Here is a 12,266-nt window from a genome sequence, read left to right on the forward strand (position 1 = left end):
TGACGGCACGTCATGGCGCCGACCGGCCCGTCAGAGGGCGGCGTGCCACACCCCTTACATCGAGGCGTGCCACACCAACTACATCGAGGCGTGCCACACCCCTTACATCGAGGCGTGCCACACCCACTACATCGAGGCGTGCCACACCATGGCCGCCGCGAGGGCTCCCATCCCGTTCAGCGACCAGTGCAACGCGATGGGCGCGATCAAGCTCCCACTGCGGCCCCGCAGCCAGGTGAACACGAACCCGGCGGCGCCGGTCGCCAGCACGGCGAGCAGGACACCGGCGATCACGCCGCCCACGCCGCCACCGAACAGGCGGGTGAAGCCGACGTTGCTGCTCGTCAGTCCCAGGGACGTGGCGACGTGCCACAACCCGAACAGCAGCGAACCCGCCGCCGCCACGCCGCGGAACCCCCACGCCCGATTCAGGGCGCCGTGCAGCACACCCCGGAACACCAGTTCCTCGGGAATGACGGTCTGCAGCGGGATGATGATCAGCGACGCGAGCAGCGCGCCGGACAGCGTCGCGTAGTGGTCGTTCATGAACATGGGCCGGGTCCAGGGCAGCGCGACGCCGACGGCGATGACCGTGGCGACCAGCGCCACCGCGGCGGCCGCGTAGCCGATCCCGGACTTCCAATGCTCGCGGCCCAGGCCGAGTTCGGCCCACCCGAGCCCACGTGAGCGCACCAGCAGCACCAGTCCGGCGGCGGCGGCAGGCACGGTGACGACGTTGGCCCACGGCGTCGTGAAGTGGGCGACGAGGTTGGTCAGCGCGAGCACGACGATCACGACGCCGATGTCGACGTAGGTGCGGAAGTGGTGCAGCGCGGTCAGCTGTCCCAGCAGCGGGTGCGCAGCCGGGTCGGCGGTCGCCGTCGGGGACGGGGACGGCGCGTCGGTCGGTGCGGCGGTGATCTCGGACATGACCAGACGAGTGTACGGGCGGCGGCTCGAGCCGCAGGTCAGCGCCGCCGTCCGGTCGTCGGTGGCGACCCGGGCGACGGCCGTCACACCCGCCGAACCATACTGTGTGCACCGAGCTTGACACCTGTCAGGTTTGCCGAGCCGTGGTGGCCCCGAATTGCGTAGCCCCGACGTCCGCGTCGGGCAGAGAGGTACGTCGTTGAGCATCGATCGCCGCACCCCCGTCCTGGTCGGCTACGGCCAGGTGAACCAGCGCGAGTCCGACCCCGCGGTGGAGCCCGTCGACCTGATGGAGCGCGCCGCGCGTGCGGCAGCGGACCCCCGCGTGCTGGAGGCGGTCGACTCGGTGCGCATCGTGAACCTGCTGTCGTGGCGCTACCGCAATCCGGGGTTGCTGCTGGCCGAACGGCTCGGGGCCACCCGCGCCGAGGGCAGGTACACGCCGATCGGCGGCAACGTGCCCCAGGCGCTGGTGAATCAGGCGTGCCTGGACATCCAGGCCGGGCGCGCCGACACCGTGCTGATCGCCGGGGGTGAGGCGTGGCGGACGCGCACCCGCGTGCGGTCGGCGGGTGGGTCGCTGGACTGGACCAAGCAGGACGAGTCCGTGCCGCTGCCCGCCGGTGCGGAGGACCAGTTCCTCCTGGCGGGCGAGGTGGAGATCCGCATCAAGCTGGATCGGCCGGCGTATGTCTATCCGATGTTCGAGCAGGCCATCCGCATCGACTCCGGCGAGGCACCGGAGGCGCACCGGCGCCGCATCGGCGAGCTGTGGGCGCGCTTCAGCGAGGTCGCGGCGGGCAACCCGCACGCGTGGAGCACCGAAGCGGTTGCGGCGGAGGACATCTGGCAGCCGAGCCCGAGCAATCGCATGGTCAGCTGGCCGTACCCGAAGCTGATGAACTCCAACAACATGGTGGACCAGGGGGCGGCGCTGGTCCTCACCTCGGTGGAGAAGGCCGAGTACCTGCAGATCCCCAAGGACCGGTGGATCTTCCCCCATGCGGGCACCGACGCCCACGACACGTACCTGATCGCCGAGCGCGCGGAGTTCCACCGTTCGCCGGCCATCCGGATCGCCGGCCGCCGGGCCCTGGAACTCGCCGGTATCGGCATCGACGACGTGGCGCTGGTCGACGTGTACTCCTGCTTCCCGTCGGCGGTGCAGGTGGCCGCACGCGAACTGGGCTTGGCGCTCGACGATCCCGCGCGTCCGTTGACGGTGACCGGTGGTCTGACGTTCGCCGGGGGGCCGTGGAACGACTACGTGTCGCATTCCATCGCGACCATGGCGGAGCGGCTGGCCGCGGCCCCCGACGCCGTCGGTCTGATCACCGCCAACGGCGGCTACCTGACCAAGCACAGTTTCGGCGTGTACTCGGCGACCCCGCCGCGCGGCGAGTTCCGTTGGCAGGACGTGCAGACCGAGGTCGACGCCGAGCCGACGGTGACGGCGGAGGGGGACTGGACCGGCACCGGCACGGTAGAGACCTGGACCACGCCGTTCACCCGCGAGGGCGAGCCGGAGAAGACGTTCGTGGCCGTGCGTACCCCGGCCGACACCCGGGCGCTCGCCGTGCTCACCGATCCGGCCGACGCGGCCGCGAGCGTGGCGGGCGATCTGGCGGGTGCGAAGGTCAGCGTCGCCGAGGGCGGCGTCGCGCACCTCATCTGACCGCGATTCGTGGAGTGTGCGTCGCGCTCAGCGCGACGCAAACTCCACGAATCGCCCATTGACGCGAGGCGGCTCCGCCGCATAGTGTGGCCCACACCACGTATTGAAACGTTTCAATAGGAGGCCGGTGTGCCGGACGTCGCCATGCAGCGGGTGTGCTTCGTGCTGCACCTCGTGCCCGAACGCATCGACGAGTACGTGGCCGCCCACCAACACGTGTGGCCGGAGATGCTCGACGCACTGCGGGCGGCGGGCTGGCACGACTACTCGCTGTTCGTCCGACCCGAGGACGGCCTCGTGGTTGGCTACCTGCAGACCGCCGACTTCGACGCGGCGAAGGCCGCGATGGCGGCCACCGACGTCAACGCGCGGTGGCAGGAGCGCATGGCCGGTTTCTTCGTCAACCCCGCCGGGACCCGTCCCGACGAGGCCATGACCCCCCTCGTCGAGTACTTCCACCTCGACTGACCGTCCAGATCCCCTCGCCCGACTCCCGCCCAAACCCCTAGGACACGTCATGAGAATCGGAGCCCGATCCACCACCGGGTGGCGCGCCACCATCGCGGTGGCCATGTCGAACTACATCGAGGCCGGCTCGATCATCGCCATCGCGACCAGCCTGGGGTTCTGGCAGGCCGATTTCGGCATCTCCAACTTCGCGGTGGGCCTGCTGGCGGCGTTGAGCGCCAACGCCTTCGGCGCGGCCATCGGCGCCATCCTCGGCGGCCCGCTGTGTGATCGGTTCGGCCGCAAGGCGATCTACACCTACGACCTGCTGGTCTACATGGCCGGCGTGCTGCTCGCGGCCTTCGCGGTGAACTACGCGATGCTGCTGATCGCGTTCGTCGTCACCGGCATCGCCGTGGGTGCGGGCGTGCCCGCCTCCTGGACCTACATCGCCGAGCAGGCGCCCACCGAGGGCCGGGCCAAGCACGTGGGCACCGCGCAGCTCGCCTGGTCGACGGGTCCCCTGATCGGGTTCGCGCTGGCCGCGGCCCTGGCGCCGCTGGGGTTGCTGGGCTCGCGGCTGATCTTCGGTCACCTGTTCGTGGTGGCAGGCGTCGTGTGGTGGGTGCGGCAGGGTCTGGAGGAGTCGCGGATCTGGTCCGACGAGGCCACGTCGCAGACGGTGAGCGCCACACTGGGCGCGCGGGGTCTGCGGGGCCTGTTCTCACGTCGGGTCAACGTCACCGCGCTGCTGTTCCTCGGTGGCATCTACCTGTTCTGGAACACGGTGGCCGGCCAGGCGGGCATCTTCATGCCGCGGGTCTACGACACCGCGGGACTGCACAGCCCCGTCGCGCAGAACCTGCTGCAGGTGCTGGTGTGGGGCGCCACGGTGGCGGCGACGTACTTCGGCTTCATGCGGTACGCGGATCGGATGTCGCAGCGGCTCCTCTACGTCATCGGGGCGGCGCTGGGCATCGTCGCCTGGATCGTGTTGGTGGCGTTCACCGACGGTGGCGTGCCGACGATGCTGGTGTTCGCAGTGCTGTGGGGCGTCTCGTCGGGCATCGGTGCGCAGGCCTTCTACAGCCTGTGGACCAGCGAGCTGTTCGCCACCCCCTACCGGGCCAGCGCACAGGGCGTGATGTTCTTCGTCGTCCGCACCGCCACCGGGCTGCTCAGTTACTTCTTCCCGACAATGCTGGCGGCCACCGGGCTGACGGTCGTGGGCGTGCTGCTGGTGGGTCTGCTCACCGTGGCGCTGGTCATCGGGGCGGTGTGGGCGCCACAGACGCGCGGAAAGTCGTTGCGACGGATCGAGATCGAGCGGTACGGCGGCACCCCACCCGGTACCTCCCAGCGTCAGACCCCCGAGGAGATGACCGCATGACGCACCCGCTGTTGGACAATCTGGCGATCGAGCTGCCGTCGTGGGCGTTCGGCAACTCCGGGACGCGGTTCAAGGTGTTCGGCACGCCGGGCACGCCGCGCACCATCGAGGAGAAGATCGCCGACGCTGCCACCGTGCACCGCTTCACCGGGTTGGCGCCCACGGTGGCGCTGCACATCCCGTGGGATCGGGTGGACGACTACGCCCGGCTGAGCGCCTTCGCGCAGGACCACGGCGTCGCGCTGGGCACGGTCAACTCCAATACCTTCCAGGACGACGACTACAAGTTCGGCAGCCTCACCCACACCGACGAGGCAGTGCGGCAGAAGGCCATCGACCACCACCTGGCGTGCCTCGAGATCATGGACCAGACCGGCTCGCGGGACCTGAAGATCTGGCTCGCCGACGGCACCAACTATCCCGGCCAGGGTGACATCCGTGGGCGCCAGGACCGTTTGGCCGAGTCGCTGGCGGCCATCTATGGGCACGTCGGCGAGAACCAGCGAATGGTGTTGGAGTACAAGTTCTTCGAGCCGGCCATGTACATGACCGACGTCCCGGACTGGGGCACCTCCTATGCGCAGGTCAGTGCCCTCGGTGAGCGGGCCAAGGTGTGCCTGGACACCGGGCACCACGCGCCCGGGACCAACATCGAGTTCATCGTCGCGCAACTGCTGCGGCTGGGGAAGCTGGGTTCATTCGACTTCAACTCCCGCTTCTACGCCGACGACGACCTCATCGTCGGCGCGGCCGACCCCTTCCAACTGTTCCGCATCATGTTCGAGGTGATCCGCGGTGGCGGCCTGGAACCCGGGTCCGACCTGGCGCTGATGCTCGACCAGTGCCACAACGTGGAGGCCAAGATCCCCGGCCAGATCCGCTCGGTGCTCAACGTCGCGGAGATGACGGCGCGCGCCCTGCTGGTCGACACCGATGCGTTGACCGCGGCCCAGGAGGCCGGCGACGTGCTGGGGGCCAACGGCCTGATCATGGATGCCTTCTACACCGACGTGCGTCCGGCGCTGGCGCAGTGGCGAGCCGACCGGGGGCTGCCAGAAGATCCGATGCGTGCGTTCGCCGAATCCGGATATCAGAACACCATCGACGCCGAACGCGTCGGCGGAACCCAATCGTCCTGGGGAGCATGACACATGACCAATGAGACCGTTGCCGCACTGATCGCCAGGTCGAACCGCCTTGGCTCGGACCCGAAGAACACCAACTACGCCGGGGGCAACACCTCCGCGAAGGGCACGGCCACCGATCCGGTGACCGGGGAGCCGGTGGAGCTGTTGTGGGTCAAGGGATCCGGTGGCGATCTCGGGACCTTGACCGAGCAGGGGCTGGCGGTCCTGCGGCTGGACCGGATGCAGGCGCTGGTGGACGTCTACCCGGGCGTCGAGCGCGAGGACGAGATGGTGGCGGCCTTCGACTACTGCCTGCACGGCAGGGGCGGGGCGGCTCCGTCGATCGACACCGCGATGCACGGCCTGGTGGATGCCGCGCACGTGGACCATCTGCACCCCGACTCGGGTATCGCGCTGGCGACCGCGGCCGACGGCGAGGCATTGACCAAGCAGATCTTCGGCGACCGGGTGGCGTGGGTGCCGTGGCGGCGGCCCGGTTTCCAGCTGGGTCTGGACATCGCCGAGATCAAGCGGCGCAATCCGCAGACCATCGGCACCATCCTGGGCGGTCACGGCATCACCGCGTGGGGCGACACCTCGGCCGAGGCGGAGGCCCGATCGCTGGAGATCATCGAGACCGCGCAGCGCTTCATCGACGGCACCGGCCGGCCGCAGCCGTTCGGGGCGCCGCTGGCCGGGTACGCCGCGCTGCCCGACGAGCAGCGCCGCACCAAGGCCGCCGAGCTCGCCCCCTTCATCCGCGGGCTGGTATCCACCGACAAGGCGCAGGTCGGGCACTTCAACGACGACCCGCGGGTGCTGGAATTCCTTGCTGCCAGCGAACATCCGCGCCTGGCCGCGCTGGGAACCAGCTGTCCGGACCACTTCCTGCGCACCAAGGTCAAGCCCATGGTGCTCGACGTGCCCGCCGCCGCGCCGGTCGAGACCTGCCGCGAACGCCTTGCCGAGCTGCACGCGGCCTACCGGGCCGACTACCAGGCCTACTACGACCGGCACGCCGACGCGGACAGCCCCGCCATGCGCGGTGCCGACCCCGCGATCGTGCTGATCCCCGGCGTCGGGATGTTCAGCTACGGCAAGGACAAGCAGACGGCGCGGGTGGCCGGCGAGTTCTACCTCAACGCCATCAACGTGATGCGCGGCGCCGAGGCCATCTCCACCTACGCGCCCATCGACGAGGCCGAGAAGTTCCGCATCGAGTACTGGGCGCTGGAAGAGGCCAAGCTGGCGCGGATGCCGAAGCCCAAGCCGCTCGCCACGCGCATTGCGCTGGTGACGGGTGCGGCGAGCGGCATCGGCAAGGCCATCGCCTGCCGGTTGGCCGCCGAGGGCGCATGCGTGGTCATCGCCGACCTCGATGCCGCGAAGGCCGCTGCCGCAGCCGAGGAGATCGGCACCTCCGACGTGGCGATCGGGATCGCCGCCGACGTCACCGACGAGGACGCGGTGCAGGCGGCCGTCGACGCGTGCGTGCTCGCCTTCGGGGGCATCGACATCGTGGTGAACAATGCCGGGTTGTCGCTGTCGAAGTCGTTGTTGGAGACCACCGTCGCCGACTGGGATCTGCAGCACGACGTGATGGCGCGCGGCTCGTTCCTGGTCTCGAAGGCGGCGGCCAGGGCCTTGATCGACCAGAAGTTGGGTGGCGACGTCGTCTACGTGTCGAGCAAGAACTCGGTGTTCGCCGGTCCCAACAACATCGCCTACTCGGCCACCAAGGCCGACCAGGCCCACCAGGTGCGGCTGTTGGCGGCCGAACTCGGTGAGCACGGCATCAAGGTCAACGGCATCAACCCCGACGGCGTGGTGCGCGGCTCGGGCATCTTCGCCGGCGGGTGGGGCGCCAAACGTGCTGCGGTGTACGGGGTTCCGGAGGAAGAGCTGGGCGCCTACTATGCGCAGCGGACGCTGCTCAAGCGCGAGGTGTTGCCGGAGAACATCGCCAACGTGGCGTTCGTGCTGTGCACGTCGGACTTCTCGCACACGACCGGGCTGCACGTGCCGGTGGATGCCGGCGTGCCCGCGGCGTTCCTGCGGTGAGCCCGGTGCCCGGGATGAGTGGGACGCCGGCGTGAGCGCCACGTTCGCGGCGGTGGACCTGGGCGCCACCAGCGGCCGGGTGATGCTGGCCGAGGTGGGTCCCGGTGCGTTGCGCATGCGCGAGGTGCACCGCTTCGCCAATGATCCGGTCTACCTGTGGAACGGTCGGCGCACGGCCATGCACTGGGACGTTCCCGGCCTGTTCGCCCACGTGTGCGCGGGGCTGGCCGAAGCGGGCCGCGTGGCGCCCGACCTGGTGAGCGTGGGCGTCGACTCGTGGGCGGTGGACTACGGGCTGCTGCGCGACGGGACGCTGCTGGGATTGCCGTACCACTACCGCGACGCGCGGTGTGCCGCCGGGGCCGAGCTGGTGCACGCGCGGATGTCCCGGGACCGGATCTTCGCCAGGAACGGGCTGCAGTTCCTCGCGTTCAACACCATGTTCCAGTTGGCTGCCGACGCCGCCGACGGCCTGCTGGCCCACGCCGACACCGCGCTGCTCATTCCGGATCTCGTCGGGTACTGGCTGACCGGGCGGGCCGCCACCGAGCGCACCAATGCGTCGACGACGGGGCTGCTCGGCGTCGACGGCCGCTGGGACGGTGACCTGGCGGCGATGGTCGGCGTCGCCGGGGGCCTGTTTCCCGCGCTCGCGGAGCCGGGTGCCGAGTTGGGCACGGTGCTGCCGGAGGTGACCGAGCGTGCCGGCGTGCCCCGTCGTCTGCCGGTGACGACGGTGGCATCGCACGACACCGCGTCGGCGGTGGTGGCCGTGCCGATGACGGCCGGCTCGGCGGCGTACGTGTCGTGTGGGACGTGGGCGCTGGTGGGGGTGGAGTTGGACCGTCCACTGCTCGACGAACGCGCGCGGGCGGCGAACTTCACCAACGAGGTGGGCGCCGACGGTCGAATCAGGTTCTTGCGCAACGTGATGGGGTTGTGGGTGCTCAGTGAGACGGTGCGGGCGTGGGAGCGCGACGGCGCGCCCGTCGACCTGCCGGAGCTGCTGGCCGGCGCCGACGCGTGTCCGGCACCGGTGGAGGTGTTCGACGCCGACGATCCACGTTTCGTGGAGCCGGGGGACATGCCGGGGCGCATCCGCGCCTGGTATGCCGAGCGGGGCCTGCCCGCGCCTCGGGACCGGCCCGCGGTGGTGCGGGCCATCGTGGAGAGCCTGGCCGCGGGGTTTGCGCGGGGCATCGAGGAGGCGGCCACGCTGTCGGGCGTCGGGGTCGACACCGTGCACCTGGTGGGTGGCGGAGCGCGCAACCGGCTGCTGTGTCAGCTGGTGGCCGACCGTTCGGGCAGGCCCGTGGTCGCCGGTCCGGTGGAGGCGACGGCGATCGGTAACGTACTGGTGCAGGCGCGTGCCCGCGGCGTGCTCGCCGGCGATCTGGACGAGGTGCGGGCCACGATGTCGTCGGCGTTGCCGACGACGAGATTCGAGCCGCGTCGCGTCGCGGCGAGGAGGAGCTGACCATGAAGCGTAGGATCCCGAGCCGGCACGACCTGGCGCCGCTGTTGCAGTTCAAGAAGCCCGAGTTCGACGCGACCAAGCGCCGGTTGGACAAGGCGTTGACCATCGAGGACTTGCGCCGCATCGCCAAGCGGCGCACCCCGCGGGCGGCGTTCGACTACACCGACGGGTCGGCCGAGGCGGAGTTGTCGATCGCGCGGGCGCGGCAGGCGTTCGCGGACGTGGAGTTCCACCCGTCGATCCTGCGCGACGTGTCCAAGGTCAGCACCGGCTGGGACGTGTTGGGGGCGCCGGTGGCGTTGCCGTTCGGCATCGCCCCGACGGGCTTCACCCGCATGATGCACACCGAGGGGGAGATCGCGGGGGCTCGTGCGGCGGCCAGGGCGGGCATCCCGTTCTCGCTGTCCACCATGGGCACCACCTCGATCGAGGACGTCAAGGCAGCGAATCCGTTGGGGCGCAATTGGTTTCAGTTGTACATGTGGAAGGACCGCGATCGGTCGATGGCGCTCGTCGAGCGTGCGGTGGCGGCGGGTTACGACACGCTGCTGGTGACCGTCGACGTGCCCGTGGCCGGTGCGCGGTTGCGCGACAAGCGCAACGGCATGTCGATCCCGCCGGCGTTGACGCTGCGCACGATCGCCAACGCCATCCCGCGGCCGCACTGGTGGATCGACTTCCTCACCACCGAGCCGTTGGCATTCGCGTCGCTGGACCGCTGGTCGGGCACCGTCGCCGAACTGCTGGACACCATGTTCGACCCGACGGTGACGTTCGACGACCTGGCGTGGATCAAGTCGCAGTGGCCGGGCAAGTTCGTGGTCAAGGGCATTCAGACGGTCGCCGACGCCAAGGCGGTGACCGACGTCGGGGTCGACGGCATCCTGCTGAGCAATCACGGTGGTAGGCAGCTGGATCGGGCGCCGGTGCCGTTCCATCTGTTGCCGCAGGTGGTGGCCGAGGTCGGTCGGGACACCGAGGTGTTGGTCGACACGGGCATCATGTCGGGTGCCGACGTGGTGGCGGCGATCGCGCTGGGGGCCCGCTTCACGCTGATCGGTCGGGCCTACCTGTACGGGCTGATGGCCGGCGGCGAGGCGGGCGTGGACCGGGCCGTCGCGATCCTGACCGAGCAGGTGGAGCGCACCATGCGCCTGCTCGGGGTGACGTGTCTGGAGGAGTTGGAACCCGCGCACGTAACGCAGTTGGTGCGGATGGTGCCGCGACCGGTGGCGGGGCATCCGGCAGACTAGGCCGAATGGCGGTCGGCATCCGGGACGTTGCCGCCGAGGCCTCGGTCTCGGTCGGCACGGTGTCCAACGTGCTCAATGCGCCCGAGCGGGTGGCTCCGGCGACGGTGGCCCGGGTGCAGGCTGCCATCGAACGGCTCGGGTTCGTCCGCAACGACGCCGCCCGGCAGCTGCGGGCGGGGCGGTCGCGGTGCCTGGGCCTGCTGGTGCTCGACGTGGGCAACCCGTTCTTCACCGACGTCGCGCGCTCGGTGGAGCGCCAGGCCGCTCAGCATGATCTGGTGGTGCTGCTCGGCACGTCGGACGAGGACCCGCAGCGGGAACGGGCGTACCTCGACGTCTTCGACGAGCAGCGGGTCTTCGGACTGCTGGTGTCTCCGGTGCGCGACGACCTGGCGCGCATCCTGGCGTTGCGCAGCCGCGGGATCCCGGTGGTGCTGGTGGACCGCGACGGCGCGGGGACGCCGTTGTCCTCGGTGGCGGTCGACGACGTGGCGGGCGGTCGGCTGGCGGTGGAGCACCTGTGCGGACTGGGCAGGCGTCGCATCGCCTACGTCGGGGGTCCGCAGGGGTTGCGGCAGGTCGCCGACCGGCTCGCGGGCGCGCGCGCCGCCGTCGAGGGCTGGTCGGACGCGCGGCTGGAGGTGCTCGCGACGGCCGAGCCGACGGTGCTGGCGGGCCGCGCGGTGGGCAGTGGGTTGTGCGCCCGCCCGCCTGCCGCTCGTCCGGATGCGGTGTTCTGTGCCAACGATCTGTTGGCCATCGGGGTGTTGCAGGGGTTGTCGGCGGGCGGCTGCCGGGTGCCCGCCGACGTCGCGGTGATCGGTTACGACGACATCGACTTCGCGCGGTCGGCCTCGGTGCCGCTGTCGTCGGTGGCGCAGCCCAGCGCCGACATCGGGACCACTGCCGTCGACCTGCTGATGGCGACGGCGGAGAATCCGGGCGCCGAGCCGCGGCGCGTGGTGTTCGCGCCCGAACTCGTCGCCCGTGCCTCGACGCTGGGGCCCCCGTGACCTGGCCCCCGCGACCTGGGGAGCGTGACCTGAGGAGGCCTACCTGATGGTGTAGCCGCCGTCGACCACGAGGTCGGCGCCGTTGACCATGGCGGCCGCGTCGGAGGCGAGATACACCGCGGCGGCGGCGATCTCGGCGGGGTAGGCGAAGCGGCCCGTGGGGATGAGCTGCTTGAGGGCGTCGCCCTTGGGGTTGTCCCACGCCTTGATGCCCAGGTCGGTGAGCACGACGGTGGGGGAGATGGTGTTGGCCCGCACGCCGCGGCCGGCCCATTCGGCGGCCAGCACCTTGGTCAGGCCGACGACGCCGAACTTCGACGCGCAGTAGGCGACGTGCTGTTCGATGGCGACGCTGGCGGCCTGGGAGGCGATGTTGACGATGGCGCCGCGGCCCGCGGCGAGCATGTGCCTGCCGACGCTCTGGCACATCAGGAACGTGCCCTTGAGGTTGACGGCGATCGAGGCGTCCCAGTCGGCGAGGCTGATGTCCTCGGCGGGGGCGAGTCTGGCGATGCCCGCACTGTTGACCAGCACGTCGATGCGGCCGAACTCGGCGACCACGGCGTCGACGGCGCGGGTCACCTCGTCGGGATCGCTGACGTTGCAGCCGAATCCGCGGCTCGCGGGCAGCGTGGCCGCCATGGCCTCGGCGCCCTCGGCGTTGACGTCGACGACGGCGATGCGCGCGCCCTTGGTCGCGTAGGCCGCCGCGATGGCCGCGCCGATGCCGGTGGCGCCGCCGGTGACGAGCGCGACCTTGTCGGCGAGCCCGAAGGCGAGGTCGACGTTCGGTTCCTGCTGGGTGTCCGGCACTGTCGTCGGTCCTTTCGTGGGTGGGGGTCGTGGGTGCGGGTCGTGGGTGGGTCTCGTGGGCCGGTCTCGTGGGCGGGGGG

10 protein-coding genes are annotated in these 12,266 nt (G+C 70.5%); 8 read left to right on the plus strand and 2 right to left on the minus strand.

The annotated features are described in order from the left end of the window. Positions 1-126: 126 nt before the first annotated feature. Positions 127-930, minus strand: a complete 804-nt coding sequence (locus AC30CM_RS12350; RefSeq protein WP_490117165.1) for a CPBP family intramembrane glutamic endopeptidase — start codon at positions 928-930, stop codon at positions 127-129. 199 nt (positions 931-1,129) lie between these two features. Here AC30CM_RS12350 and AC30CM_RS12355 point away from each other — a divergent pair, with 199 nt between their 5' ends. The 8 genes from AC30CM_RS12355 to AC30CM_RS12390 all read left to right on the plus strand — a co-directional run bounded on the left by AC30CM_RS12355 (position 1,130) and on the right by AC30CM_RS12390 (position 11,373). Further along, the gene (locus AC30CM_RS12355) at positions 1,130-2,605 is read left to right on the plus strand and encodes an acetyl-CoA acetyltransferase (protein WP_490117166.1); all 1,476 of its coding nucleotides are present in this window, start codon (positions 1,130-1,132) and stop codon (positions 2,603-2,605) included. Positions 2,606-2,749: 144 nt separating this feature from the next. Then, complete coding sequence (locus AC30CM_RS12360) at positions 2,750-3,073, plus strand: L-rhamnose mutarotase (protein ID WP_490117224.1); 324 nt, start codon at positions 2,750-2,752, stop codon at positions 3,071-3,073. Between the two features lie 49 nt (positions 3,074-3,122). Continuing rightward, positions 3,123-4,442: an MFS transporter gene (locus AC30CM_RS12365; protein WP_490117167.1), complete on the plus strand. Its 1,320-nt coding sequence runs from the start codon at positions 3,123-3,125 to the stop codon at positions 4,440-4,442. After that, positions 4,439-5,590, plus strand: a complete 1,152-nt coding sequence (gene rhaI / locus AC30CM_RS12370; protein ID WP_490117168.1) for an L-rhamnose isomerase — start codon at positions 4,439-4,441, stop codon at positions 5,588-5,590. The genes AC30CM_RS12365 and rhaI overlap by 4 nt, the downstream gene beginning before the upstream one ends. Before the next feature lie 3 nt (positions 5,591-5,593). Beyond that, complete coding sequence (locus AC30CM_RS12375) at positions 5,594-7,630, plus strand: bifunctional aldolase/short-chain dehydrogenase (RefSeq protein WP_490117169.1); 2,037 nt, start codon at positions 5,594-5,596, stop codon at positions 7,628-7,630. A gap of 82 nt (positions 7,631-7,712) precedes the next feature. Beyond that, positions 7,713-9,107, plus strand: coding sequence for a rhamnulokinase (locus tag AC30CM_RS12380; protein WP_490117225.1), 1,395 nt, complete (start codon positions 7,713-7,715; stop codon positions 9,105-9,107). A 2-nt stretch (positions 9,108-9,109) separates the two neighbouring features. Beyond that, positions 9,110-10,360, plus strand: a complete 1,251-nt coding sequence (locus AC30CM_RS12385) for an alpha-hydroxy acid oxidase (RefSeq protein WP_490117170.1) — start codon at positions 9,110-9,112, stop codon at positions 10,358-10,360. Positions 10,361-10,365: 5 nt separating this feature from the next. After that, complete coding sequence (locus AC30CM_RS12390) at positions 10,366-11,373, plus strand: LacI family DNA-binding transcriptional regulator (RefSeq protein WP_490117171.1); 1,008 nt, start codon at positions 10,366-10,368, stop codon at positions 11,371-11,373. Between the two features lie 39 nt (positions 11,374-11,412). On the opposite strand, the gene AC30CM_RS12395 is transcribed toward AC30CM_RS12390, so the two are convergent. After that, the gene (locus AC30CM_RS12395; RefSeq protein WP_490117172.1) at positions 11,413-12,186 is read right to left on the minus strand and encodes a GolD/DthD family dehydrogenase; all 774 of its coding nucleotides are present in this window, start codon (positions 12,184-12,186) and stop codon (positions 11,413-11,415) included. Between the last annotated feature and the right edge of the window lie 80 nt (positions 12,187-12,266).

The sequence above is a fragment of the Mycobacterium sp. DHQP2018-32-09 genome, assembly GCF_058148405.1.

Excerpts from the sequence above, each read along its gene's own strand:
- AC30CM_RS12365 (WP_490117167.1), top strand. The coding sequence starts at position 3,123 with ATGAGAATCGGAGCCCGATCCACCACCGGGTGGCGCGCCACCATCGCG.
- AC30CM_RS12385 (WP_490117170.1), top strand. The coding sequence starts at position 9,110 with ATGAAGCGTAGGATCCCGAGCCGGCACGACCTGGCGCCGCTGTTGCAG.
- AC30CM_RS12350 (WP_490117165.1), bottom strand. The coding sequence starts at position 930 with ATGTCCGAGATCACCGCCGCACCGACCGACGCGCCGTCCCCGTCCCCG.
- AC30CM_RS12390 (WP_490117171.1), top strand. The coding sequence starts at position 10,366 with ATGGCGGTCGGCATCCGGGACGTTGCCGCCGAGGCCTCGGTCTCGGTC.
- AC30CM_RS12380 (WP_490117225.1), top strand. The coding sequence starts at position 7,713 with ATGCTGGCCGAGGTGGGTCCCGGTGCGTTGCGCATGCGCGAGGTGCAC.
- rhaI (WP_490117168.1), top strand. The coding sequence starts at position 4,439 with ATGACGCACCCGCTGTTGGACAATCTGGCGATCGAGCTGCCGTCGTGG.
- AC30CM_RS12375 (WP_490117169.1), top strand. The coding sequence starts at position 5,594 with ATGACCAATGAGACCGTTGCCGCACTGATCGCCAGGTCGAACCGCCTT.
- AC30CM_RS12360 (WP_490117224.1), top strand. The coding sequence starts at position 2,750 with ATGCAGCGGGTGTGCTTCGTGCTGCACCTCGTGCCCGAACGCATCGAC.